Raw genomic sequence first — 25,314 nt, forward strand, 5'->3', positions numbered from 1 at the left:
GATCGGGTGCTGGATACAAAAGCGAAACTCCCGGGACTTGTCGCAACGTCGGCGGCGGCTTGTGCCGCCGACACATGGCGGGAAGGGTATCAGGCCGCACTCTGGCTCTGCGTCTGCGCGAGCTGTGCAATATCCGTCGATACCATGAACTGGCGGTGGATCTCGTCGCCGAGGCCGCTGAGCCGCGCGAGCGCATCCTGCAGCCAGGCTTCCAGGCCGTTGGCCAGCACTTCGTCGATACGCGCATAGCGCGACTGCGCCGACAGCGCGCCGGCGCGGCGTACGACTTCCATGGCCTGGCCGCCGGCCAGCGTCTGCAGCACCTGGTGCAAGGTATGCGTGCAGGTCAGCAGCGAGCGCGGATTGGTTTCCTGCAGCAGCATGAGCTCGGCCACGCGTTCGGCGCTGACCGATTCGCGGTAAAGGCGGCGATAGGTCTCGAACGCCGACAGCGACTGCAGCAGCGCGCTCCAGCGGAAATACTCGGCCGCATCCTGGCTCTCGTGTCCGTCGTGGCTTTCCGGGCTGCCGGCGATGTCGAGCAGGCGGATGGCCCAGTCGGCACGCTCGATGAACGCGCCGAGCTGCAGGAAGTGATAGCCCTCGCCGCGGCCCAGCGTCCCGATCGTCACGCCGCGAAACGACGCCGAACGGCTCTTGATCCACTCGAGCAGGTTGCTGATGCCGTCGCCGTGGATGCGTGCCCAACTCGTGCCGCGCATGTCCAGCCACGAGGTGTTCAGGTCCTCGTACATCTCTGCGGTGATCGCGACGCGCTGCGCGCGCGCCGCCTCGCGCGCGGCGCGCAGGCAACTGAACACCGAGGACGGATTGTCGGCGGCGAGCAGCAGGTGCTTGAGCACCGTGTCGGCATCGATGATGCCGTAGCGTTCGAGCACGGGTTCGGCGATGCCGAGCGCGTCGAGCGCGCGCCGCCACGGCGCCGCCTCGGCCTTGCCGCGGTCGTAGCGCTCGGGCAGCAGCGCCATGCGCCGCGTGACGTCGATCAGTCGCGCCGTGTTCTCGGCGCGTTCCATGTGGCGTGAAGCCCAGTACAGGTCATTGGCGGTACGGCACAGCATCAGGCGCCTCCTTCCAGCACCCAGGTGTCCTTGGTGCCGCCGCCCTGGGATGAATTGACGACCAGCGACCCCTCGCGCAGCGCGACGCGCGTGAGGCCGCCCGGAATCACATGGATGCGCTTGCCGCAGAGTATGTACGGGCGCAGGTCGATATGCCGCGGTGCGAGCCCGCTCTCGACGAAGGTGGGGCAGGTCGACAGCGACAGCGTCGGCTGCGCGATGTAGTTCTCTGGCCTGGCCAGAATGCGCAGGCGGAATTCCTCGATCTCGGCCTTCGTCGACGCCGGCCCCACGAGCATGCCGTAGCCGCCGGCGCCGTGGACTTCCTTGACGACGAGTTCGGCCAGGTGCTCCAGCGTGTAGCGCAGGTCGTCCTCGCGGCGCAGCTGGTACGTTGGAACATTGTGCAGAATGGGATCTTCGCTCAGATAGAAGCGGATCATCTCGGGCACGTACGGATACACCGATTTGTCATCGGCCACGCCCGTGCCGGGCGCATTGGCGAGCGTCACGCGGCCGGCGCGGTAGGCATCGAACAGGCCGGGCACGCCGAGCAGCGAATCGGGCTGGAACACGGTCGGGTCGAGGTATTCATCGTTGATGCGCCGGTAGATCACATGCACGCGCTGCGGCCCGCGCGTGGTGCGCGCGTACACCGACGAATCGCGCACGAACAGGTCGGCACCCTCGACGAGTTCCACGCCCATCTGCTGGGCGAGGAAGGCATGTTCGAAATAGGCCGAATTCGCCGAGCCCGGCGTGAGCACCGCGACCACGGGATTGTCGATGCCGGCGGGCGCGGCCTCGCGCAGGATCTCCAGCAGCGCATCCGGGTAGCGCTCGACCGGTGCGATCTGCTGGCGGTTGAACAGTTCCGGGAGCAGGCGCGCCATCATGCGCCGGTTTTCGAGCATGTAGGACACGCCCGACGGTACGCGCAGGTTGTCTTCGAGCACGTAGTATTCGCCGTCGCCGGCGCGCACGAGATCGATGCCCGAGATATGCGACCACGTGCCGCCCGGCACGCGGATGCCGCGCATCTCCGCGCGGTAGGCGCTGTTCTCCAGCACCAGCGCGCGCGGCACCAGTCCTTCGCGCAGGATGCGTTGCTCGCCATAGACGTCGTCGAGGAACAGGTTCAGCGCATGTACGCGCTGGCGCAGGCCGGCCTCCAGCATGCGCCACTCGCCCGCCGGCACGATGCGCGGCACGAGGTCGAACGGAATCAGGCGCTCGTTGCCCGATTCCTCGCCATAGACCGAGAAGGTGATACCGACGCGGTGGAATGAGATCTCCGCCTCGCGCCGCCGGCGTTCGATCTGCGCCTCCGGCGTGCTGTTGAGCCAGCGGTCGAATGCCTGGTAGTGCGGCCTTACCGCGCCGAGTGGTTCGTACATCTCGTTGAAACCGTTCGCCATGCGCAGACTCCCCAGTCCTTCGCCGCGGAGGTCGGCCCTCCGGCTTTGTGATAGCACGCGAGCGACGGGCTTGCCTAGGTGTTGCGATGCAGCAGGCGGTTGGCCATTGGTAGGGGACTCGCAGCCCGCAGCGGTCGACCAGCCCACCTCCGGCGTCAACCAGACAAAAACGCCGCAGCCCGAAGGCTGCGGCGTTTGCTGTTGCGGCAGGCGCGCCGACAGGCGCGCGATACCTCAGTAGCGGTAGTGCTCCGGCTTATACGGACCGTCGGCATCGACGCCGAGGTACGCCGCCTGGTCGGCGGTCAGACGGGTCAGCTTCACGCCGATCTTTTCCAGGTGCAGGCGCGCGACTTCCTCGTCGAGCTTCTTGGGCAGGCGATACACGGTCTTCTCGTACGTGTCCTTGTTCGCCCACAGGTCGAGCTGGGCCAGGGTCTGGTTCGAGAACGAGTTCGACATCACGAAGCTCGGATGGCCGGTGGCGCAGCCGAGGTTGACGAGGCGGCCTTCGGCCAGCAGGAACATCTCGCGGCCAGGTTTGCCGTCAACGGCGGGAAGAACGTACTTGTCGACCTGCGGCTTGATGTTGATCTTCTTGACGCCGGGCAGCGTGTTCAGCGCATCGACCTGGATCTCGTTGTCGAAGTGGCCGATGTTGCAGACGATGGCCTGGTCCTTCATGGACTGCATGTGCTCGACCGTGATCACGTCCTTGTTGCCGGTCGTGGTCACATAGATGTCGGCGGTGCCGAGCGAGGATTCCAGCGTGTCGACCTGGAAGCCTTCCATCGCAGCCTGCAGCGCGTTGATAGGGTCGATCTCGGTGACGATGACGCGGCAGCCGTAGGCGCGCAGCGAATGGGCCGAGCCCTTGCCCACGTCACCGTAGCCGGCGACGACGGCGACCTTGCCGGCCAGCATCACGTCCATCGCGCGCTTGAGGCCGTCGGCCAGCGATTCGCGGCAGCCGTACAGGTTGTCGAACTTCGACTTGGTGACCGAGTCATTCACGTTGATGGCCGGAACCAGCAGCTTGCCGGCCTCCATCATCTGATACAGGCGGTGCACGCCGGTGGTGGTTTCTTCGGACACGCCGCGCCAGTCCTTGACGATCGCGGTCCAGAAGCCTGCCGGGCGTTCCTTGGCTACGCGCTTGAGCAGGTTCTTGATCACCTGTTCCTCGTGCGAGCCCGAGGCGGTGTTGACCCAGTCCGAACCCTGTTCCAGCTCATAGCCCTTGTGGATCAGCAGGGTCACGTCGCCGCCGTCGTCGACGACGAGTTCCGGGCCCTTGCCGTTGGGGTGGATCACGCAGTCGAGCGTGCAGTCCCAATACTCTTCCAGCGTCTCGCCCTTCCACGCGAATACCGGCACGCCGGTCGCGGCGATCGCGGCGGCGGCGTGGTCCTGGGTCGAGAAGATGTTGCACGAGGCCCAGCGCACCGAGGCGCCGAGGTCGGCCAGGGTTTCGATCAGGACCGCGGTCTGGATGGTCATGTGCAGCGAGCCGGTCACGCGCACGCCCTTGAGCGGCTTGGCGGCGGCGTACTTCTTGCGGATCGACATCAGGCCCGGCATCTCGTGCTCGGCGATCTCGATTTCCTTGCGGCCCCATTCGGCCAGGGACATATCGGCGACTTTGAAGTCGTGCTGCGGCTTTACGACGGCATTCATGGGTGAACTCCAGTGCTTGGGCGGGCGCGGTGTCGGAATGAAACCCGATTCCGCCGAGCCTGATTCCTTGTCGCGATGACCGGCGACCGGACTTGCAGCGCCCCTCGGCGGCGAGGAGGGCGCGGATTATATCGCCGATTCCGGATGAAGCGATATATCGGCTGGCGGACTCGTCTGCAGGGTGGTCAGAAGGCAGGCGTGGCATGGAATGGCGATGCGTGCTGTTCTGTTCTGGCGCCGTGGCGCATTTAGTGTGGATGCGGCTGTGTCGCTCTCGTCGACCGGAACCCACACTGGTTGTTCTCTCTCACGCCGAAGGTAGTGCCCATGTCCCGAGCCCTTTTGCTGCCCGACTGCCGTTCCCGCTGGCGCTGGCTCGTGCTGCTGATCGTCCCACTGGCCGCGGTCGCACGGCCGCCGGCGCCGGACACCGGCCTGGACGCCTGTCCTGTCGCGCTCGAACTGACGTTCACGGGTCTCGGTGATACGCCGGCAGTGCCGCTGGACGTGCAGGTCTGCATCGGGAAGGGCGACGCGGTCGTAGCGCGGGATTTCACGTTCGATCGCGCGGATGCGCCGCGGGGCCAGATGTCCGCCCTGGCACGGCTGACGCGCAAGGGCGACGCCTATGACCTCGTCCTGAGCGTCGGACCGGAGCAACGGTCTGCCCGGGGGCTCACGCTGGCGGCACCGGGCACACCGAATTCCCCGGCCGAACTGTCCCGCAACGGCGCCGGCGCAGGCGCGCCGGTCCGCGTGCAACTCAAGCAACTGAGCGAGCCCTACGTAGGACTCGATCTGACCGACGCAAACCCGCGCCGGCTCGCGATCGATCTGGGCAAGCTCAAGCAGATCGGGATCGTGCACCCCGAACGCATAGCCGAGACGCCGCCGAGCTCGTTCTATCTTCAGGCCGTGCCCCTGCGTTCCGTGCTCCAGATCATCGCGAGCGGCGCCGGGCTGGAAGTGCGGAGCACGGGCGACAACGGGTTCGAGTTCGGCACGTCACGCAACGCCACTGCCATCGCCGCCGAGCGCGAGCGCATCCAGGCGCTGCGCGGCGGCGACGCCCCGGCGGCACTGCGCGCGTCGCTGCTGAAGATCGTCGCGCTGGGCAGCGATCCGAAGGCCGAGGGCTGGGAACCGTTTCTGCTCGACGATCTCGACGAACTGGCCGCGCTCGCCGAGGAAGACAAGAAATGGGCAGAGGCGGAAAAATTCCGAAAGCAGCTATTGCAGCAAGTCGAATCAAGGCCGGACCTGCCGCGCAGCTATGTTTCTGTCACGCTCGCGTATCTGGCTGGCCTGCGCCAGAGGCAGGGCGACAAGGCCGGGGCTGCGGATTTCAGCCAGCGCGCTCGCGCCGCCGTTAAGGCGCTGGCCGACAGCGAGGCCGCTGTGCGGGCGATGGCACTGGCGATACTCGGTTCGGACGAACTCGCTGCCGGTGACCTGGACGCCGCTGTCGCCGACAGCGAGCGCGCCTGTGCGCTGATCGCGACGGTCAGCGCTGCGGGTATCGACGCGCTGTGGCGAGTCGCGCGCCTCGCCGGCGACATCGGCAATCACTACGCCGACGTCGGCGAGTTCGACGCCGCGCATGTGCACATGGAGCGAAACTTCGCGCTGCATCAGCGGATTTTCGGCGCCGATGCGCCCGAGATCGACGTCTACCGCAGTACGCTGATGTTCAACGCCCTGCATCGCAAGGATCGCGCGCTCGCGGCAACTTACCAGGAGCGGCAGATCGCGGTTTCCGAACAGCGTTCCGATCCGGCGTCCAGCGACTACGCGATCGCGCTCGTCTACCTCACGCCGTATCTCGTGCAGCAGCGGCGCCTGGACGAGGCGGCGCGGCGCTGGCAGCAGGTGGTCGATCTGCGTGTGCGCTATTTCGGGCCGAACCACGAACAGGTCGTGCGCGGCCTGCGCCAGCTTGCCCTGTTGCAGCGCCTGAATGGTCGCGACGCAGAGGCCGCTGCGTCGCGCCAGCACGCCGACGCGATCACGCCTGTGGCCGCGGCATCAGGCGAGCACGACGCCCGTATACGCCTGGCGCTGGAATCCGAACTTGGCTATCACCTGGCCGCGATGTACGACGCCGCGCTGTTGCAGCATGACCGCGCGAAAGCGCCGGATCTCGCCTACGCACAACTCGTCGAGCAACGCGGAATCGTTGCGCTCGACGGCGAGGAAAACGCCGCGCCGTACCTGCGCGAGGCGCTGGAGCTGCGCGAACGGCTGCAGGGTAAGGAGCACGCCGACACGCAGCGGACCCGTGCGTTGCTGCAGACGGTGGTGAAATGAACACGTGCATCGGCGCGTGCCGTGAATATCGCGCGTGCCGCGAGGGGCGGCGCTCCGGTCTCTCCGGCGACGGTTCTTGCGCAGCGTCCGGTCATCATCGGTGATCCGGCGTCGCCATCTGCCTGCGCATTGCCCGGATCGCGCCCGCCATTCGCCTGTCCCGCTGGTAACAATGAGACCCATGAAGACCATCGCCTCACTGCTCCTGCTCACCTGTGCCAGCGCCTTCGCCGCAGCGCCTGTTCCGCAGCTCATGCTCACCGGCGAAACCTTCCACGGCGACGAAGTGCCGGGCCGCACCGGCGAAACCTGGCTCGCGCTCGTCGTCGACGGCGGCAAGGCGACGCTGCAACCCACGACGCTGAAGATCGAGGCGGTCAACGATCCCGTGGGCGACGGACCGGATGAGAAGACCGGCCGCAGCGTGGTTGCGCCGGGCATCGAGCCGCGCGTGCTGCTGCGGGGTATTGCGAGTCTGCGCGCCGGCGACATAGCCGTTGCCATGGCTGACCCACAACCCCTGAACGCGGGGACGCCGTTACCGATCACCTTCAGCGGCAAGACTCTGAATCTCGGCGTGCGCTGCAGCGGCACGGGCGACGCGCTCGCGTGCACGGTCGTCCTCGGCGACGGCGTCATGGAGCAGGTGCTGTTCGATACCTTCGCCACCCGCAGCGAGAGCGGGGTGATCGAACTCGGCGAGGCGGTGCCGTCCGTGCTGTTTGCCGGTGATCTCGATCGCGATGGCCGCGTCGACCTGCTGATCGACACCACTGACCACTACAACCTGAGCCGGCCGACGCTGTTTCTCTCGGGTGCGGCGAAGAAAGGCCAGCATGTCGCGCATGTCGCGCAGCAGTCGATTACCGGATGCTGACGACGTAGCGGCGCAAGGCGCCATCGGTTCGGGAAAGTGCTCTGCGCATCTTCTGCCGGGCTGCACCGACGCATTGCGCACACACGACGCATCCTGCGCACGCAAGGATCGGCACCGGGTTCAGCGCTGCCGCGCGAGATGGCGTGATCGCCGCCTCGCCGCCTCGCCGATGACGTCAGTGTCGGATCGGCCAGTTCGCCGCGCGGTGTTTCTGCGACGGCTGCGGACGCGGTATCGGATCGAGCTTGTCGACGAGCAGGCGGATATCGGCGGGTACGAACTGGCCGTCGCCTTCGACGTCGAGGAACGCTTCCGCCCCTGCGCTGATGCTGTCGTAATCGAGATACAGCTCCTCGCCCGCGCGCGGCGTGCGCTGCTTGCTGCAGACCGACAACGGCACGCGCAGGCAGGCCTTGGTCTGCACGCCGAAGGCCTGGCCGGGACGCAGCCTGCGCAGCATCGCGCCTTCGACTTTCACCAGCGCGTGCTGCTCGCTCACCCCGGTGCATCGACCCACTGCGATGTCATAGCTCAAGAGACTCTCCTTGCGGTCACGGTAGCCGGACCAGTGAATTGACCGCGCCGACGAGATGCCGCGTGAGCAGCCCGCGTAGGCGTACTTCGACCTCGGCGATGTTCTGCAGGTTGGGCGGTGCCGACAACGAATAGATGTATCCGTCGGCGTTGTAGCGCTGCGCGCGGCTGACCTCGACTTGCGGACTGGCACTGGCCAGTGACCATATCTGTCGCAGCAATGCCGGACCTACACTCGCGCCGGGCGCCAATCGAAATTGAAAATGTACAACGTTTGCCATGTTTATCCTGGGCCTGGCGCGGGCCGGTGCGGACAGGGAACAGCGCCATCCGTCGCGGAGGCTTGCCCAGGGCTCTCGACGGACGAGCGCGCGGGCCAGTAGCGGCGGCACCGACGCTCAATGCCGGAGGCGGCAACGTCGCGAAGCGTCGATCGGAGTCGGTCCTGGACCGGTGTGAGCGAGACGGGACAGCGGATCGCCGGGAAACACGGCGCAACGGTGAGCTTCGACGAAGCTTCCGATCACTATGCGCGCCGAAACGTTACGGAACCGTTATTTGCGCCCCGTCAGTCCGCTCTGCAGGCGGGTGCGCAAGCGAGTCACTTCGGCCTCACGTTGCCGAAACTGCGCAACTTTCACTCCGGGTGTTCCGGTCGGCGACGAAGTTCCACCCGGTCGCGTCCGGCGTCCGGTTTCCCCAGGAGTGATTCCATGCCCAGCCTTTCCCTCATCGCTCGCGCTGCCGCCGCCGCGTTTGCCGGTCTGTCCTTCTCCGCGTTCGCTGTGCCGCAGATCGTGCCAGCGGAGCCCGTTGCGCTCGAGCGCCTGCATCTGCGCCTTACGGTCGACGACTGCGTATTCGACAAGGACACCGTCGGCGTCGAGCTGCGCGAGCGGACCTTGCGCGTGCATCACCGGTCCCGGCAGTGCATCGTCCCGGGCGCGCCCGAAGTCGTCGACATCCTGCTCGGCGCATTGCCGGCCGGGGACTACGCGGCGGAACTGGTCGACGACGCCTCGGGCGCTGCGAGCGAGCGCATCGCGTTCCGGGTGAGCGCGATCGCCCGTACGCTGCAGTTCCCAGGAACTCCTTTCCCGGTCGCCGACTATTCCGGGCTCTGGGCGGCGTCCGCGGAACCGGGCTGGGGATTGAGCCTGCACCAGGGCGCGTACTCGACGCTATTCGGCGCGCTGCTCGTTTTCGATCGCGTCAATCAGCCGCAGTGGTACACGTTGCAGGCGGGCCGCTGGATCACCGCGACGCGTTGGACCGGCTCGCTGGTCCGCAGCGAAGGCTCGCCATGGTCTTCCGCGGTCTACGTGCCGGATGCCACGCACTACCTCGTCGTCGGCAGTGCGAGTCTGGATTTCCGCATGGCGCCCGGGCAGGAAGACAAGGCGACACTGAGCTATACGATCGAGGGGCAGAACGTCACGAAGACCATCGTTCGCGCGCCGCTGCGGTAGCGCGTTGCTCCGCGGGGAGCGGTGAGGCAAGGACTGCGGCGTGTCGCCATCGCTGTCGGTATCGACGATCGCGCGCTGTGCCGCGGCCCGCCGTCGTTGCGCACGCGCGCCGTCCGCGCCGTCCCGTTGCGTTCTACGCGCCGCCATCCGCGGCCGCCGCGAACCACTCGTCCGTGCTGCGATGCCGGTGCAGCCCCACCGTTTCGAACTCGTCGACCGCCGGCGGCACGGTGCGCACGCCGAGCACCGCGAGCGCGTTGTTGATCGGTCCCAGTTCCGCCGCCTGCGGTCCGAACACAACGTCGCCGTCGCGGAACACCGCCGCGCCCTGTGTGCCCATGCCGCCGAAGTATTCGGTTTCGAAATACAGCAGCGTCGCGCGCTGCGACCCCGCCTTCAGCGCCGCCATCAGCGGCGGCGACAGCGTGTTGAAGCCCGCAACGAAATCCTCGGGTGGCTCCGGCAGCAGGGTATCTAGCACATCCTCGTCCAGCGGCAGCAGTCCCAGCACCTCGGTCAGCGCGATGGGCGCGGGCAATTGATGCGATGCCGCAAACGCCTGCAAGGCGCCGCGGCGCGCGATGAGACCGGTGACGAAATGGGCCATGACGAATCCCTGGAAGCCGTTATCGATGGTTTTGGGACCGGACACGGCAAAATCGTGATCCGCCGGCACCGTCGAGCTGTCGTTGCGCTTCGCACCGATGCCGACGCGTAGCAAGATGGCCACGCAAGAAACAAGCCAGGGAACGCCACGATGCAATTCGTCCTCATCGATTTCGAAAACGTCCAACCCGCCAATCTCGACGGCCTGAAGAAAGGCCTGCACCACATCCGCGTCTTCGTCGGCGAAAGCCAGTCGAAGATCTCGCTGGGTACCGCCAAGGCCCTGCAGAGCTTCGGCAGCGACGCGGACTACGTCCAGATCGCGGGCAGCGGCTCCAACGCGCTCGACTTTCACCTCGCGTTCTACCTTGGACGGCTGTCGCTGCAGCATCCGCAGGCCAGCTTCATCATCGTCTCGAAAGACACCGGCTTCGATCCCCTCGTCAAGCATCTCAACCGGCTGGGAACCGCGTGCCGCCGCGTGGCGTCGATCGCCACGGCCGCTGGTGCGGCACCGAAAGCGGCGCCGACCGAGAAAGCGATCACCGCAGCGGCGCATCCCGCGGCGACTCGCGCAGCGGAAAAGACCACGGCGGCACACGAACCTGCGGCCGTTGCAGCGCCACGTGCGGAGCGGTCGCCGTCCGCACACGCGCCGCCGGCTGCCAAGCCCGCTACTCAAAAGACCACGGCACCGAAAGCCGCGGTAGAAACAGCAGCGCCATCCGCGACGAAACCCGCACCCAAGCCTGCCGCGAAGGCGACCGCCAAAGCGGTCGCCGCGCCATCCGACGCGATGATCAAGGCCATCCTGGATCGCCTGCACGGCATGAAAAGCGCGCGTCCGCGCACGCTGAAAACGCTGACGTCCAGCATCTCGTCCTGGCACAAGCTCGACGAACACCACTGCGCCGCGGTGCGCAAGGCGCTGGTCGACGGCGGCCATATCACGACGGACGGGAAGAAGGTCGTCTACAACCTCGGCTGACCGCGCGTGCGAGGCGCGCAGCCAGTCAACGCAACGGCACGCCGTTCCTGGCCCTGTTCAGTAACCGCCCCTTCTACTGCGGCCGCCGATACGCTCGCCCTGATGCGCGCCGCTCCCTCGTGTCGGCTCGACGTAGTGTCGACTGCGCCTTCGCCGTCACTCTGAAGTCCGCGGCGCGCATCAGGGCGAGCGTCTCGGCGGCCTCGCTACGAACGGGTGTGAGAAATGCGGGCAAACCGGCCGTCGACGACGTCCGCGTCGGGACTTGCGCGCATACCTTGAACGTCGAGCCGACGCCTTTGACTCGTCGCTCGACGCGGGGGACGAACCCGTTGTCACCGCGTGCGTCGCCCGTCTTTGGAACGTTTATGGCGTGCCGTCGAAACCCGTGGCAAAAATGCGGTCGCCCTCCAGCCGCATGCGCATCACCGACCCGTAGCGGGCATTGCCGTCGTTGCTCGCATAGGCATAGCCGGTGACCAGCAGTTTGCCGTCCGGCGTGAGCGCCATGGCGTTGATGCGATTGTCGCGATCCGTGCCGGCGATCGGATAGCCGTAGATCTGCCGGCCCGGCAGGCTCGCCGACAGATTGCCGAACGAGGCGTCGGGCGTCAGGTCGGCATTGAGCCGCATCAGCAAAGAGTCACCGAACGTCCAGGACGACAGCGCCATGCCGCCGCCGAGGACCAGCTTGCCGTCCGGCTGAACGACCAGGGTATCCGCGTAGGCGCCGGGACTCAGCCACGGGTCGCCTGGCGGGTCGGCGTCGTAGGTCACCGCGGTAAACGAGGTCCGGTCCAGGCGCGCCGCCATCATCAACGGCTGGCTGCGGTCCGGCTGTGCGCGGAAGCCGGCAATGACGAGCGATTCGCCACCGAGCGGCAGGCCGGTGACCGGCGCATGTGCGAGCGCATTGCCGTCGACCATGAACCCGGGACCGAACGTGACCAGCGACCGGCCGTTGTTGGCATACGCCAGATTGGTGGTCCAGCGCCAGTTGCCGGCGTTGTTGCCGATGATGGTGTGCTTGACGACCGCGGTACTCCCGCAACCGCGGATCAGTACCGGAATGGCGTCGGCAACGCCGGCGTCGAACTTGGTCAGGTCGACCACATCGATGTCCGCGCCGTTCGGGCACAGGTCCGTACCGATGCGCAGCATGCCCCATTCGGTGGAAAGGCCGGCGTCGCCGCCGATCACCGTGCCGCACCCGGGCACGGACGACGGGCAAAGGTCTCCGGTCAGGCTCATGATGGCCATGCCCAGGCCATGCGGCCCGGCGAGGCCGTCGCGCACATTACCGGCTACGATCAGCAGTTCCGGTATCGGATTGCCGGTACCGAGCAGATCCAGGTCGGCGAGGTGCAGCGCCTTCCCGGCATCCGATGGGAGGCCGCCGCGGCGCAGGCGACGCAGCCCGCCGCTGCCGAAGCCAGCGTCGGCTTGTCCATTCGCCGTGAACTTCCACACCGCCATGTCGCTGCTGCCGTCCGGGTTGTCGATGGTGCCGACCACCGCCATGCCGCCGTCGGACATCGACACTGCATCGTTCGCGCGCCAGTCATAGTCCTCGCCGACGTAGATCACGGTGCGGCCGCCGCCGCTGGCGCCCCAGGACGCATCCCAGGTGCCATTGGCCAGGATGCGCACCGCCACCGGCACTGAGGATGTGCTGATCGGCAAGTCATACGGTGTCGCCGCGTTCGACCAGACGATGGCAGAGCCATCCCCGCGCGGCAGTACCTTGAACGGCGTGACCTGCGCCCAGTCCAGCACGCCCGGCGTCTCCGACGGATCGCGCGAGACGATCGCAAACGCTGACCGGCCCGCATCACCGAACGTCGGATCGAGGCTGCTGTCCAGCTGAGCGAATGTCAGCGAGGGCAGCAGGGAAAACAACACGAAAGCGGCAGCGAGTCGGACCAGACGGGACATGGGCGTGAGGGGAATCCCGCGCGGGACAGCCGTGCGTTCGTGTCGTCATACGCCGTTGGCGTGGAGAGCTGACACGCGGAATGGGCGCGCCGCAGAGTCTGTGCGTCGGACGGGCGGGCAACGGTCGTTCAATACCCGTGCGTCACGGTTGGCACTGCACCGATCGCTCCGCGTCCGCGACCGAGCGCACCGCCGCGACAACGCAACGCCAGCGTCCGCTGAGTGGCGTTCACCCAGCCCCTTGTGAAATCCACAGTCCAGCAGCGAGTTGCCCGGCGTTTCGAGACCGGCCATCGGGGGCGCGTGCGCGGATCTCAGCCGGCGGCGACTGAACTTCAGTCATCAATGAGTGGTGCGTCACTCACCGATGATTGATTTCCATGCTGCGATGGATGGAAACCCGTGGCGGCTGAGTGATTTCTAGTCGGCGACGCATGGAAACCAGGGAACGGTGAGTGAAACTCCGTCGTCGATGATGGGTGCATCACCCGGCGATGGCTGATTCCATGCAGCGAGTGCATCGAAATCAGTGGACGATGCGTGGAATTCAGTCATGGATGACCAGGAATCAGTCAGGCCTGGGGTGGTACGCCGGTGGGCTTCGTGCCACCTGCCAGCGCGGCGCGCGTGCAGCGCGCCGCGTTGGCGTATCAGTCGACGATCCAGAGCGAGAAGTAGTCGTTCTCGTCGCTGAAGGTGGTGTCGGTGATCCGGCGCAGCGTGATCGTGTGCGGGCCGAAGTCGAGGTTCACGGGGAAGAAGAACGTGGGCAGTGTCAGGTGCTCGTTGGGGTTGTTGAAGTACAGCGGCACGTCGCCGAGGTGCTTGTCGTCGAGGAAGACGCCGACGCCGCAGATGGCTGCGGCGAAGCTGCTCCAGCAGCTGCCGGAAAAGGCGATGGTCACATCCCCGCTGATGGGCAGCTCGAACGGGAATGTCCGCGGCAATGTGCCGCCCTGGTTCTGCGCGATGTAGTAGGTCACGAAAGTGCTCCTGCGGATGGGATCGGATTACCAGGGCGGCGCGCCCGTCGTCGGGCGAGTTCTGGCGGAAGCGGTATCCCTTGCCCGGCGTCTCGCCTGTGCGGTCGTACCGGCCGCGCGTGACGTCGGGAAGGCGCCAGGCGTGCCGCGTGGACGCGGCGCGCGCCGGCAGGCCGCGTCAGGCGACGATCCACAGGGAGTAGAAATCGTTCTTGTCCGACACGGTGTTTGCCGACTGCGGCTGCAGCGCGATCGTGTGCGGACCATCCGTCAGGGTGACGGCGAAGAACTGGGTCGGCAGCGTCAGGTGTACGCCGGGGGTATTGAAGCACAGCAGCGCGTCGCCGATGTGCGTGCCATCGAGATAGACCTGCACGCCGCCGGTCCCCGGGGCGTTGCTCCAGCACGTCCCGGAGAAGGCGATCGTCACATCGCCGTCCATCGGCGCGTTGAACGGGATTTTCAGCGGCAGTGGGCCAGTCTGGTTCTGCGCAATGATGAAGGTCACGGCATATCTCCTGCGGATGGAAAACGGTAAACGGGGCGCCCGTCATCGGGCGATGCCGCCAGCCTTCCGGCCGCGGATCACCAACGCCGTGCCCCCCTGCGGCGTACTGATTGGCCTTAGCGCAAGAACGCGGCGTTTGCCCTCAGTCGGTCCCGCGCACGTCGGTGCGGTCCTACGACGGGAACTCCGTATCGGGTGAAGCGGCGTGATTACCCCCCGCTTCCGGCTTTTGCGGCGACTTGCAGGAATTGAAGATCAAGGCTTTCTTTCCGCCATCGCCGGGCCGGCGCCGGTAGTCCGTCCGCGGTGCCGGTGCGCGGAGTCGCGAGCCGGGAGCGCCAGGGGCCGCGCTTGCATGGGAGCCGGACGCCGTCCCGGACGAGCGGGGCTCGCGGCGCGTGGGCAGGCCGATGTCGACATCCGGCAGAGCAACCCGTCGGACGTGCCCGCACCGACTTGTCTTCTCAGCGGGTCAGCGGCATCGCCGATCGGACCAACTGCTTCCACGGCTCGTTCCCATGGCGATTCTCCGGATCGATATCCAGTGCGCGGCGCCACAAATTCCGCGCAGCGCGCTTCTGGCCGGCGTGGATATAGGCCATCCCCGCGTCGAAGTAGTCCTTCACCAGGGACTCGTATGTCCGCGGTCGTGCCTCGATCAGCTCATGCAGCGCCCTGGCCGCGTCGGCGTAATTGCTCCTCAACATGTCCAGGCGCGCCAGCAACGCCGGGACATAGGCATTCAACTGTCCGTAGGCTTTCACCCACGGGTCTTCCTGCAACTGGTCAACGGCTTGCTCGGCCATGCCGAGATCATCGGTGCGGAATCCGATATCGAACCTGTGGAGGCGCACGTTGGTGATCCAGCGCAGCGCATTGCTGTCCAGGGTGGTGTGCTGCTGGAAGACTGCTTCGACGCGGTCAAGTACCTGAAGGAAGCGCGGCGCCTCGTCGCGTTCGGCGCGCCGCGAAATGGCCTCGGTCCACAGCGCCCGCGCGGCGAGACAGAGGCTGATCGATTCGGAAACGGCGCTGCCACCGCGGCGCGCCGATCCGGCGCTCACCTCGAAGGTGCGAGCTGCGGTGGCGAACTCGCCGCGCAGCACGTCGATGTAGGCCAGGTCGTATTCGGCGCGCGACACTTCGACCCATAGCCGGCGCTTGCGCAGCAGCGGCAGGATCCTCGCGAGGTCGGCTGCGGCCTGGTCGAGTTCACCGGTACGGCGGCGCAGGTTTGCCAGCCGTATGCCGAGAATGGCGCTGACCTTCCGGGCTTCAGAGGCGCGAGCGCCAGACTGGGTGGCGAGCTTGCGCATGCAGGCGCGCAGCAATGCTTCGTAGAAGGTGCCGTTGTCGTCAAGATAGACTAGGCTGACGTGAAGTTCTTCCGCTGAAAACAGCCGGGAGCGTGCACGGTTGGCAATCGCAGCCAGGACGTGCCTGGCGAGCGCGTTGATCAGCCTTGCACGTCCACGGGGCGCGACGGCCGGGTCCAGCAGAACGGCGCAGGCATACACCTCACGGTAGTACTCCTCGCCGCGCCGCGCCGCGAGCTTGGCAAAAAAGTAGTCTTCCTGGGACAGCAGATTGAGCAGCCCGCCGGCGTCCTTGGCCGCGATGAGCTGGTGAGGCAGTTCGGAGAGTTTGCGCAGATTCGGCCGCTGCGCATCGCGCTCGCCGATGGACAGCGGCTCGCCCCGGAAATGTGTGATGAGCGCACGCCGGAAGGCGGCACGTGACTCTGGCGTCGGCAGGAATGTGTGCGCTACGGCTTCGTCGAAGATCCGGTGAAAGAACGCAAGTACCGAGGTCCCGTCGGCACCGCGCTCCACCATGAAGGAGGCGAGGTCGTCGCGCAGTCTCGACCAGAAGATCATGGGCAGGCTTCGCAGCGGGGGAAGTCCGTGCGCGCGATTGTTCGCGTCCACCATCGTCCGGTACGCGTGGTCTTCCCACAGCAGAGCTAGCAGCTCCGTTTCCGTCAGGCCCTGCTTCGAGGCGGCGAGCAGTCCGAAGACCTTCGACACGAGCAGCGGCGCGTGGCCACCTGGGCCCGCGAGATCGGCGAAGAAGCGGCTGATGAGATCCAGGGTGCCTGGCGGCAGGCGCGGCGTCGGAGCGGGTCGACCGTCGTACGCGGTCCAGCGCTGCGCGAAGAATGCGGCGATCCGCAGATACAGCGGAGAGCCTTCGTTGCCGAACAGCCGCAGGACATGGTCTTCCTGATGCCGCTGAAGACGGCGATCACTCTCGCGCAGCAGCGAGCGCAGGATGTCGCGTGCATCCGTCGTCGGCAGTTCGCCAACCTGAACGATTTCAGCGCCCGGCATTCTTCGGCGCAGGGCGTCGAGCAGGTCGCCGTCGACCGTCGATACCAGCAGCGCCACGCCGTCCGGCGCCGGGAACGGCAGCCAGTCGAGGCTGCGCGCCGGGTCACCCTTGGGTAGTTGGTCCAGGGCGTCGAGTGCCAGCAGTACACCGTGGGGTTTCGTCGCGGCGGTGTCGGCGAGCAGGCGTCGAAGTTCCCGGCCGAGCTGCGCGAGGTCGGGTGACTCCAGTCCGATGTCGCTGTCCGGGCCGGCGAGCTGCCGCAGCAGACTGACCAGTAGCGAATGGCCGGTGGAAGCGGCGGCGGTCGCACCGATATAGCGCTGCACGACAAACAGACCGCGCATCACATCGCTCGCCATGGATGCGGCCTTGGCCACCAGCGTCGACTTGCCGATGCCGCCGATGCCATGCACGATCATTCCGCGCCCGCCGGAACGGTCGAGGAATTTGTCCACACGATCGACGAGGTCCTCGCGTCCCAGCGCACGACCGGCGCGGTCCTGTCCGAACGCCTCGTGCCGCAGCCATTCCTGCTCTTCGCCGTGCAGCTGTTCCAGGCGGGAGATTTCTCGCTGCACGAGTCGCCCAAGCAAACGTTCCGCATTGGCGGTGAACGCGGCCTCGTAGTCGCCGGAATCGCGGTTCGGCTCGACAAATTCCTGATAGACCAGCACGTTGTCGCCCAGCGCGTTCTGGATGCGGCCGACGAGGGCATTCAGCCTGTCGTGCGCGTCCGTATCGAGCGTGCCCGTTGCGTCGACGTCGTTGAAGGAAGGATCAGCCGGCAGGGAGGTCTCGGGCGGCACGCCGAGCCTACGCCGCACAAAGCACAGCACGTGCTGCCTGAAGTCGGGCCGGGTTGAATGCGCCTGGGCGTCGAACACGCCGCGTGCGATTTCCTGCGCTGTGGCAGACAGGAAATACTTGTCGCCTGCTTTCGCGGAAAGGCCGGCGGCTGTTGCCCCGGTGCGAAGAATGCACCGGATCTGTTCCTCGACGATTCGCCAGCGGTGCGGGTGGCGCGCGAGTGCGCCCTTGCGTGGCTGCAAAACGCGGTGCGGCGGAATCTGGTTCCGGTCGAGCCAGTACCAGGTTTCCAGCAGCGCCACCGGGTCGGTCGAAACCTTCGCCAGGGTCTCATCCCGGCGCACGGCTTCGACGATGCGCCGGAATTCGTCTTCCGGGATCAGCTCCGGCAGTGGCTGCCAACCGTAGCGATCACCGATGAGTGCGAGAAAGCAGGGCTGAAGCGAAGTCTGGACGCAGCGCGTCACTTCGTTCAGACAGACCTTCAGCGTCTGCTGCGAACGGGCATCCTCCTCGCTGATGCCCCATCGCAGGTCGACGGGCTGGAACTGGTAGCCGCGTTCGGCGCAGTAGCGCTGCAGCTTTGGAAAGATCCGCGCGTCGAGGATCTCGCGCTCGCGTCGGAAATCGCTGAATGTGGAACTGACGAAGAGGCGAATGCTGTTGGCGCGGATCGGCATATGGTCTCCCCCGTTGCGCGGGACAGGTTGATTGGTGTTCGGCAGTCAGCGCGCGACGCAGTCGTCGGTCGGCTGCGGCTGGCATAGGCGCGTGTCGTCAATCGAGTACGGGGACGGCTGCAGCACGGTCGACAGCGGGCGCCGCGCGTCGGCGCCGCAGACAACGCGCGCGCGCCCGCACAACTGTCGTGGGTCGATGCTGCAATTGTCCAGTTGTGGCAGATGTCCGGCCCAGTAGGGCGGGGCGCTGGCGATGCGGCCGCCGATCAGCACCGCAAGGGTTTGCGGCAACGCACTGTGTTCCAGCACGTCCGCCAGGCTGAGGCGGCCCTCGGTGTCAAATACCACCAGATCGGCCCATTCACCCGGCGCCAGAGAACCCACCTGGCCTTGCAGTCCCACGGCGCTCGCCGCGCCGGCCGTCATCATCCGATGCAGATCGGACGCGCGTATCCGGCCTTGCAGACGATCGCGGCTGTAGCGGGACAGGCAGCGCGCCTCGTCGAGCAACGTCAGCGAGCCGGAACGCGACCAATCGGTGCCCAGCCCGAGCGCCACTCCGGCGTCTTTCAGCGCGAGCACCGGTGCCGTCACGCCATAGAGCTGGAAGTTCGACCGCGGCGACAGCACGACAGCGACGCCCTGTCGCTTGAGGTGTGGAATCTGCCCAGCGCCGATCGCGATCCCGTGAACGAAAGCATTCGGCGTCGATTTGCCGGCGACGGCCCGCAGCACACAGTCGATCTCATAGCCGGCGCTCGCGTTGCTGCCTTCGCCGACGTGCGCGATGAACGGACGGGACGGTTCGAACTGGATCGCGCCTATCTCGGCGGCCGTGCAAGGGGCTGCGAGGATCGCCATGCTTGCGCCGTCGTTGAGCGGAAAGGTGCTCGCGACGACGGGAATGCCGGTGGGAGAGCCAAGAGGGGCCTTCGCCAGATCCAGATTGCGCAGGAACGCGCGATAGTCCTTTGCGCCGGAAATGGACGTCGTCCCCGCGAGCGCGTGACGCAACAGCGCGCGTTCGCTGACCTGCGTTCGCACGGTGGCATCGTCCGGTGCGTCATCGTCGAAGCCGCGCTCGGCACTGCTGAGCCGGCGCCACTCGTTGCGGTGCCGCCACCTGAGCGCCGGCGGTTCCGGCGGCTGCTGGTGGCTGTAGTCGATATGCTCGTGAAGATTGATCAACCCGGCGGAAATCAGGGCGCCGGGGCAATCGACCACCCGTGCGTCCGGCATGCGCGGCACCTGGCATCCCACCGCTCCTATGCGGCCGTCGGGGTCGATGATCAGGCTGCCGCCGAGGTACAGCCGGTCGTTGCTGATCACGTTCGCCCGAAGCACCAACTGCGGCCCGCTGCCGACAAGGGTGCACCGCGCGGCGAGGCCTACGTAGGCGGTGTCGCACCATTCCACCGGATAGCCGCCGCCGTCGAAGGTGGGCTGGCGGACTGTCCGTACTTCATTGCGTGCGACGTGCGCGCATCCGCCGAGCACCGCCAGTGTTGTAACAAGCAATCGCTTCTTCATCGGACCCGTACCCGGCAAGCGCGATCGTGTAAGGGGAGATCCGGCGCATTGCTACGCCCTCGCCCCGCGACGTGACTGGAGCTACAGGCAAACGTTCCAGAATGTCGCATTGGCCTTCCTCGGTCGGGCTATCACTCGCGGACGAGAATGGGCGTCCGGTTGCGCTCTGCCAAAAGTAGCGTGTGCGCGAGTAACTGCCTTCAGCGCGCAGAACCTCTCACGCGTAACCGGGATATATCGGATGGGTGCCCGTCGTCGCCGCATCGGAGATTGCGAGTCGGCCGGACTGCGGTCGCACCACGGCGCAGGGCTTACCGTCCGTCGTGCTTCGACCCTGGACTAGCGGCTTCACGCGAGGATCGAGAGGCAGGCCACGCTGGCGGCATGCCCCGAGGTCCTCTCGCCGAGGGAGTCCTGCAGGGGCCGTTGCCGGGGGATCTACTCCTTCGCGGCTCGCATCGCCATCAGTCGTTCGCGCCCCGGAAACTGGCAAAGTATACGTGTGTTAACAATCTCTCCCGGCCGCAACTGGCGCCTTCCCAATGTCGTCGGCCGCATCAGGTGCACGCCGGAGGCGTTTGAGCAGCCGCAGTACGCCATCGACGAGCGTGCCGTCGAGACAGACCGGGACGCCGTTGAGCGGTGTGTAGCGTCGCTGCAGCACGCGCGGGAGAAGGCGACCGTCAGATCACCGTCGGTCGGCCCGGCGAGCGGGTTTCTCAGGCGCGGCAGGCCACGCCTGTTCTGCGCGATGACGAGGTCATGGCAGATCTTCTGCGGACGGAAACGGCCAACAGTGCGCCCGTAGTGGGCGCCGCTGCCAGTTTTTGCCGAGGATCACAGCCGCCGCCCACGGCGGCGTGCCTGATTGACCCTCACGCAAGGCGTCGTGTTCGGCCTCGGCAAGTCCCCCCGCAGGTCCGCGCGGTCGTCCAACGAGGAATTCGCTCGGGCCAGAGGAAGGTGCATCCGCTGCGCGCTCCCGTGCGTTACGGCGACCTGTAGGAATTGAAGATCTTGGCCGCATCGGCAATGCCGGCCGTGTCATCGGCCGGAGCGACGTACCAGATCTCGCCGATCTTGCCGTCGCTGAGCGCGAATACGCCGGACGTGAGCTTCACTGGCGCGCCGCCGTCCTTCTCCTTGCCGGTGCCGTGGGCGACGCTGCACTCGAGCCCGTTCAACGTGCAGTCCTTGTCAGTCACCGTCAGGTTCACGTCGCTGTAGTTCTTCTCGATGTAGTCGTTCGTGTCCTTGAGGAAGGCTTCGACGTCCTCGGCGTTCCCGTCCATCGTGCGCAGCTGCATCACCGTGCCGCCTTCGCTGCCGAGGTCCGTGTAGTCGCCGACTTCCTTTGCGAGGGTCACTGTCCAGCTGTCGGGCACTTCGACGGTGAAGCTGGGTTTTCCTTTGGCCGGATAGTTCACGGTCCTGGCCTGCGCGGTGCCGGTGAGTCCGGCGGCGATGGCAAAAGCAGTAACGGCGATCGTTCTCGTGATGACGCGCATGGGCTGCCTCTCGCTGGGGGTGAGGGCCCAGTATCACTGTTTTTGCCGCTGTTCGCGGCGGCGCATACCCTCGCGCGAGGGCGCTGCCGCGGCGATGCAATTCAGCGTGCAACGCGTGATAGCTCCGCGCGCCTCCTCGCGCTTGGGTGTTGAATTCGGCCTTGCGACGCACGGCTACATCTGCCGGAAAAGATGCAGATAGCTGCGGCTCACCGGCAATGCCTCGGTGCGGTGCTTGAGATGCACGTCCGCGGTTTCGTTGTCACTGCGCGTGACGTGGCTGATCGCGCGCAGATTCACGACGACGGAGCGATGCACCTGCGCGAACTGCTGTGGATCGAGTTGTGCGAGCAGTTCCTTCAGCGGGGTGCGCACGAGGGCATCGGCAGGCTTGTGGCTGTCGTCGTGCCACGCGACGCGGGTGTATTTCTCGTCGGAACGCAGGTAGTCGATTGCGTCGACGGGGATCAGGCGCAGGGTCGAACCGACCGAGGCCCGGATCCAGCGCAGCGGAGCTCCGGGCTGCGGCGCATCGGTCGGTTCGGCAGCCGTCGATACGTGCATGGCGGGACTGCTTGACGACAGCCCGAGCTTGCGCCGCAGGTGCACGGCGAGTTCCTCGAGCAGCGCTTCGGTATCCGGCCTCGGCTGCGCTGCACGCAATCGCTCCTGCAGCCGCGCGACGGTATCGATCAGGCGCGCCATCTCGACCGGTTTCATCAGGTAGTCGAGCGCACCGTGCTGGAAAGCCTGCACGGCATAGTTGTCGAACGCCGTCACGAATACGAGGTGCGCGCGGCGGCCGATGTGCTGCGCGGCCTCGACGCCGGAAAGCCCGGGCATGTGCACGTCGAGAAAGCACACGTCGGGCTGCAGCGCGTCGAATTTCTCGATCGCCTCGCGGCCGTTGCGCGCGAATGCGACGATCTCCAGTTCGGGCCAGGCGCTGCCCAGCAGGCGTGCTAGGGACTTGCGTAGCAGCGGTTCGTCGTCGGCGATGAGCGCGGTAGGGCGGCGGGTCATGAGGTGGTCGGCCAGGCGGGGATATAGATGTCGGCGCAGGTGCCGTGCGGCGCGATGGCGGTCAGGGTCAGCTGCGCTTCCTCGCCGAAGGTCAGGCGCAGGCGTTCGCGCAGGCTGGACAGGCCGGTGCCGAGGCCGGCGTTGCGGCCATGCTGCAGGCCGATGCCGGTATCGCGTACCTGGGCGTGGCAGCGGCCGTTGCCTGCGCGCACGCTGACGTCGATGCGTCCGCCTTCCTCGCTCGGATCGACGCCGTGGCGCACCGCATTCTCGACGAGGGCGAGCAGCGTCATCGGCGGACAGCGCAAGCGGTCTGCGGCGGCGTCGGCATCCAGCGTGAACTGCAATCGATCGGGCAGGCGCATCTGCATCAGTTCGAGATAGGCGCGTACGAGGTCGATCTCCTGGCCCAGCGTCGTGGCCGGATCGTTGATGCGCGGCACGGCGGCACGCAGGTACGCGATCAGGCTGTTGAGTACGTCGGAGGCCTGTGGCGAACCCGAATCGACGAGTTCGCGGATGTTGGCCAGCGTGTTGAACAGGAAATGCGGCTCGACCTGTGCCTGCAGCAGCCGCAGGCGCGCGTCGACCGCCTTGCGTTCGAGTTCGCTGCGTTCGAGCTGGAACGCGAGCGCCTGATTGCGCATGAAGCTGTCGCGCTGCCGTACCAGCGACGTTACCGCGATCCACGGCGCGAACAGCAGCCCGGTCACGGTGAGGCTGATGACGCCACTGAGGCGTTCGCTGTCTTTCCAGAACGCCGGACCGCCGTGTGGCGTGCTCACGAGGTAGATGACGAGCACGCTCGGCGCGATGACGAGGGCGACGGCGATCACCTGCAGCACCCAGCGCGCGCACCAGCGCGGCAGACGTCGTGGCCACTGCTCGATCAGGCCGAACGCGATCATTGCGACGAGGCTGATCTCCATCGTGCGCAGCAGCAGGCCGGCGCGTTGGCTGGTCCACAGCGGCGCGAGAAGTGCACCCCAGGCCAGCGACAGCGTGAGTGTCGCGAACACGCGGCGGCGGTTGAAGAGTTGCTTGAGGCCGCGGGTTGGAGGCAGGGGCTGCGGGTGCATGCGGCGACGATACTCGGGAAGGTGCGGCGGCTGTAGCGGCCCGGCGAGGTCGTGCGATGCGCGACGGGATACGGTGGCCAGTTCACGGCTGGTCGCGACGAAGCGCGGCCGTGGCAGGGTCGGCCGGCCTCCGGGCGAGAGCAGCGTCCGACCGATGGCGACGCACTCGTTCTGCTGCGTGCCTTCGCTGACCGGCGCGTGCGGCGGCGTTCGTCGGCCGAGGCCGGCGTCCGATCCCGTCAGGGCGCCACTCGTCGCAATCCGCTTTGCCACCGCGCCGCGACGCGCGAGCGTGGTCGCACCGATTGATGAGGAGCGGATCATGGTCAACGTGCATATCGTGGCGGGATCGCTGGCACTGATCGCTGGCATGATCGCGTTGTTCGCACGCAAGGGCGCGACCTGGCATCGGCGCAGCGGCCTGGTGTTCGCGATCGCGATGCTCGTGATGACATCGACCGGCGCGGTCATGGCGGCGATCAGGACAGAACGCATCTCGATACTGGCCGGCGTGCTGACCTTCTATCTCGTCTGCACCGGCGTGCTCGCGGTGCGCAAACCCGTGGAACAGTCGCGCGGCACGCTGACGGTATTCATGCTGCTCGCTTTCGTCGTGGCCATTGCCGGCTATGCGATCGGTTTCGACGTGCGCGCGAACCCGAAAATGGCCGGCTGGGCACCGATGTTCTTCGTCTTCGCCAGCGTGGCATTTGTCGCCGCGCTGTTGGATGCGCGCCTGCTGTGGGTTGGTACGCTGCAGGGTGCGCATCGCCTCGCGCGGCATCTGTGGCGCATGGGATTCGCGCTGCTCATCGCGAATGCCTCGTTCTTTCTCGGCCAGGCGAAATTGCTGCCGCCGCACCTGCGCAACTTCGCGCTGCTGTCGATTCCGGTGCTGACGGTGTTGCTGATGACGATCTACTGGCTCGTGCGCGTGTACGGCAAGCGTGCCGCGCCGCGGCGGCGCGGCGCCGCCGCTGCGGCCGCTCGCTGAGGCCGCGCACTAGCTCGGGGTAAGCCGCAGGCGCACCCAACATCGCGGCGTCCCACGCAACCCGCTTGCGTGGCGCAACGGTTTTCGTGTGCCGGAACGATCTCCGCGAAGAAAACGATCTCCGTGTGGCGAACGATGCCCGCATGGCGGAACCAGTCCGCGGCTGCGTGAGTGTCCTGCCTCGCGAGTTTCGCCAGAGCGAGACCGCGGCGCTGGGGTGCGCCTGCGGCTATCCCCAACGTATGTATCGACGTCTATTGGGCGCCCTGGGCGACGGAACCGGCGGTCTGCCCGAACAGGATCTTGCGGCTTTCCTCGGTAATGGTCGGACGGCTCTTGTAGTCGTCGGCGTGGGCGTAGGCGCGGATCGTCGCGGGTCGTTGCGCGATGGCCTCGAACCAGCGGCTGAGGTTCGGGAAGTCGGCGAGATTCTGCTGCTGGCGCTCGTGCGGCACGATCCACGGATAGCAGGCCATGTCGGCGATGGTGTAGTTGTCGCCGGCGATGAAGTTGCGGCCGGCCAGACGCCGGTCGAGCACGCCGTAGAGTCGGTTGGTCTCGTTGACGTAGCGCGTGATCGCGTAGGGAATCTTGTCCGGCGCATAAGTGCCGAAGTGATGGTTCTGTCCGGCCATCGGACCGAGGCCGCCCATCTGCCAGAACAGCCATTCGGTGACGGTCTTCCTGCCGCGGACATCGTCCGGCAGGAACTGGCCGGTCTTCTCGGCGAGATAGAGCAGGATCGCGCCGGATTCGAACACCGTGATCGGCTCGCCGCCGTCGGCCGGTGCAGTGTCGATGATCGCGGGCATGCGGTTGTTCGGCGAGAACGCGAGGAAGTCCGGCCTGAACTGCTCACCGGCGCTGATGTCGACCGGCTTGATCACATAGCCGAGTCCGGCTTCTTCGAGCAACAGCGTGATCTTGTGGCCGTTGGGCGTGGGCCAGTAGTAGAGCTCGATCATGGTGGTGAACCTC

Annotated in this window: 21 protein-coding genes and 1 riboswitch; of the genes, 6 read left to right on the forward strand and 15 right to left on the reverse strand. The window is 66.5% G+C overall.

Translation table 11 applies throughout. From position 1 onward, the window contains the following. Positions 1 to 89: 89 nt before the first annotated feature. The 3 genes from RUU78_RS18620 to ahcY form a co-directional block, all read right to left on the reverse strand. Positions 90 to 1,082, reverse strand: a complete 993-nt coding sequence (locus RUU78_RS18620; protein WP_313919017.1) for an alpha-E domain-containing protein — start codon at positions 1,080 to 1,082, stop codon at positions 90 to 92. Then, the gene (locus tag RUU78_RS18625) at positions 1,082 to 2,500 is read right to left on the reverse strand and encodes a circularly permuted type 2 ATP-grasp protein (protein ID WP_313919019.1); all 1,419 of its coding nucleotides are present in this window, start codon (positions 2,498 to 2,500) and stop codon (positions 1,082 to 1,084) included. The genes RUU78_RS18620 and RUU78_RS18625 overlap by 1 nt, the downstream gene beginning before the upstream one ends. 234 nt (positions 2,501 to 2,734) lie before the next feature. After that, complete coding sequence (ahcY, locus tag RUU78_RS18630; protein ID WP_313919021.1) at positions 2,735 to 4,177, reverse strand: adenosylhomocysteinase; 1,443 nt, start codon at positions 4,175 to 4,177, stop codon at positions 2,735 to 2,737. 15 nt (positions 4,178 to 4,192) lie between these two features. Then, positions 4,193 to 4,289: riboswitch (S-adenosyl-L-homocysteine riboswitch) on the reverse strand. 215 nt (positions 4,290 to 4,504) lie between these two features. On the opposite strand from ahcY, the gene RUU78_RS18635 reads away from it, so the two are divergent. Next, positions 4,505 to 6,484 (forward strand): tetratricopeptide repeat protein, encoded by a 1,980-nt coding sequence (locus RUU78_RS18635; protein ID WP_313919023.1) that lies wholly within the window; start codon positions 4,505 to 4,507, stop codon positions 6,482 to 6,484. Between the two features lie 181 nt (positions 6,485 to 6,665). Then, positions 6,666 to 7,361 carry a hypothetical protein gene (locus tag RUU78_RS18640; RefSeq protein ID WP_313919025.1) on the forward strand — a complete coding sequence of 232 codons (696 nt, stop codon included), beginning with the start codon at positions 6,666 to 6,668 and terminating at the stop codon, positions 7,359 to 7,361. A gap of 175 nt (positions 7,362 to 7,536) precedes the next feature. Here RUU78_RS18640 and RUU78_RS18645 read toward each other — a convergent pair whose 3' ends face one another. Next, complete coding sequence (locus RUU78_RS18645; RefSeq protein ID WP_313919027.1) at positions 7,537 to 7,896, reverse strand: hypothetical protein; 360 nt, start codon at positions 7,894 to 7,896, stop codon at positions 7,537 to 7,539. A 16-nt stretch (positions 7,897 to 7,912) separates the two neighbouring features. Beyond that, the gene (locus tag RUU78_RS18650) at positions 7,913 to 8,116 is read right to left on the reverse strand and encodes a hypothetical protein (protein ID WP_313919029.1); all 204 of its coding nucleotides are present in this window, start codon (positions 8,114 to 8,116) and stop codon (positions 7,913 to 7,915) included. A gap of 492 nt (positions 8,117 to 8,608) precedes the next feature. Between RUU78_RS18650 and RUU78_RS18655 the strand changes: the two genes are divergently transcribed. Beyond that, positions 8,609 to 9,364: a hypothetical protein gene (locus tag RUU78_RS18655; protein ID WP_313919031.1), complete on the forward strand. Its 756-nt coding sequence runs from the start codon at positions 8,609 to 8,611 to the stop codon at positions 9,362 to 9,364. A 133-nt stretch (positions 9,365 to 9,497) separates the two neighbouring features. Here RUU78_RS18655 and RUU78_RS18660 read toward each other — a convergent pair whose 3' ends face one another. Then, positions 9,498 to 10,016 (reverse strand): hypothetical protein, encoded by a 519-nt coding sequence (locus RUU78_RS18660; protein ID WP_313919033.1) that lies wholly within the window; start codon positions 10,014 to 10,016, stop codon positions 9,498 to 9,500. A gap of 105 nt (positions 10,017 to 10,121) precedes the next feature. On the opposite strand from RUU78_RS18660, the gene RUU78_RS18665 reads away from it, so the two are divergent. After that, positions 10,122 to 10,958 carry a PIN domain-containing protein gene (locus RUU78_RS18665; protein ID WP_313919035.1) on the forward strand — a complete coding sequence of 279 codons (837 nt, stop codon included), beginning with the start codon at positions 10,122 to 10,124 and terminating at the stop codon, positions 10,956 to 10,958. Positions 10,959 to 11,324: 366 nt separating this feature from the next. On the opposite strand, the gene RUU78_RS18670 is transcribed toward RUU78_RS18665, so the two are convergent. The 4 genes from RUU78_RS18670 to RUU78_RS18685 form a co-directional block, all read right to left on the reverse strand. Next, complete coding sequence (locus RUU78_RS18670) at positions 11,325 to 12,893, reverse strand: hypothetical protein (protein ID WP_313919036.1); 1,569 nt, start codon at positions 12,891 to 12,893, stop codon at positions 11,325 to 11,327. Between the two features lie 650 nt (positions 12,894 to 13,543). Continuing rightward, positions 13,544 to 13,876 carry a hypothetical protein gene (locus RUU78_RS18675; RefSeq protein ID WP_313919038.1) on the reverse strand — a complete coding sequence of 111 codons (333 nt, stop codon included), beginning with the start codon at positions 13,874 to 13,876 and terminating at the stop codon, positions 13,544 to 13,546. Between the two features lie 178 nt (positions 13,877 to 14,054). Then, positions 14,055 to 14,384, reverse strand: coding sequence for a hypothetical protein (locus RUU78_RS18680; RefSeq protein WP_313919041.1), 330 nt, complete (start codon positions 14,382 to 14,384; stop codon positions 14,055 to 14,057). 464 nt (positions 14,385 to 14,848) lie between these two features. Continuing rightward, positions 14,849 to 17,599, reverse strand: coding sequence for an AAA family ATPase (locus RUU78_RS18685; RefSeq protein WP_313919043.1), 2,751 nt, complete (start codon positions 17,597 to 17,599; stop codon positions 14,849 to 14,851). Here RUU78_RS18685 and RUU78_RS18690 point away from each other — a divergent pair. After that, positions 17,579 to 18,289 (forward strand): hypothetical protein, encoded by a 711-nt coding sequence (locus tag RUU78_RS18690; RefSeq protein WP_313919045.1) that lies wholly within the window; start codon positions 17,579 to 17,581, stop codon positions 18,287 to 18,289. The two genes, RUU78_RS18685 and RUU78_RS18690, sit on opposite strands and share 21 nt — an antisense overlap. On the opposite strand, the gene RUU78_RS18695 is transcribed toward RUU78_RS18690, so the two are convergent. From RUU78_RS18695 to RUU78_RS18710, 4 genes are all read right to left on the reverse strand, one after another. After that, complete coding sequence (locus RUU78_RS18695) at positions 18,248 to 19,732, reverse strand: amidohydrolase family protein (RefSeq protein ID WP_313919047.1); 1,485 nt, start codon at positions 19,730 to 19,732, stop codon at positions 18,248 to 18,250. The genes RUU78_RS18690 and RUU78_RS18695 overlap by 42 nt on opposite strands. A 989-nt stretch (positions 19,733 to 20,721) precedes the next feature. After that, entirely contained in the window at positions 20,722 to 21,240 is a 519-nt protein-coding gene (locus RUU78_RS18700; protein WP_313919049.1) for a hypothetical protein, read from the reverse strand. Positions 21,241 to 21,414: 174 nt separating this feature from the next. Further along, positions 21,415 to 22,263 carry a LytTR family DNA-binding domain-containing protein gene (locus RUU78_RS18705; RefSeq protein WP_313919051.1) on the reverse strand — a complete coding sequence of 283 codons (849 nt, stop codon included), beginning with the start codon at positions 22,261 to 22,263 and terminating at the stop codon, positions 21,415 to 21,417. Continuing rightward, positions 22,260 to 23,666, reverse strand: coding sequence for a histidine kinase (locus RUU78_RS18710; RefSeq protein WP_313919174.1), 1,407 nt, complete (start codon positions 23,664 to 23,666; stop codon positions 22,260 to 22,262). The genes RUU78_RS18705 and RUU78_RS18710 overlap by 4 nt, the downstream gene beginning before the upstream one ends. Here RUU78_RS18710 and RUU78_RS18715 point away from each other — a divergent pair. Beyond that, positions 23,665 to 24,336, forward strand: coding sequence for a DUF2306 domain-containing protein (locus RUU78_RS18715; protein ID WP_313919052.1), 672 nt, complete (start codon positions 23,665 to 23,667; stop codon positions 24,334 to 24,336). The two genes, RUU78_RS18710 and RUU78_RS18715, sit on opposite strands and share 2 nt — an antisense overlap. A 254-nt stretch (positions 24,337 to 24,590) precedes the next feature. Here RUU78_RS18715 and RUU78_RS18720 read toward each other — a convergent pair whose 3' ends face one another. Next, positions 24,591 to 25,301 carry a glutathione binding-like protein gene (locus RUU78_RS18720; protein ID WP_313919054.1) on the reverse strand — a complete coding sequence of 237 codons (711 nt, stop codon included), beginning with the start codon at positions 25,299 to 25,301 and terminating at the stop codon, positions 24,591 to 24,593. Positions 25,302 to 25,314 lie beyond the last annotated feature (13 nt).

The organism is Tahibacter sp. (assembly GCF_032229445.1).
In the GTDB taxonomy this organism is placed as follows: domain Bacteria; phylum Pseudomonadota; class Gammaproteobacteria; order Xanthomonadales; family Rhodanobacteraceae; genus Tahibacter.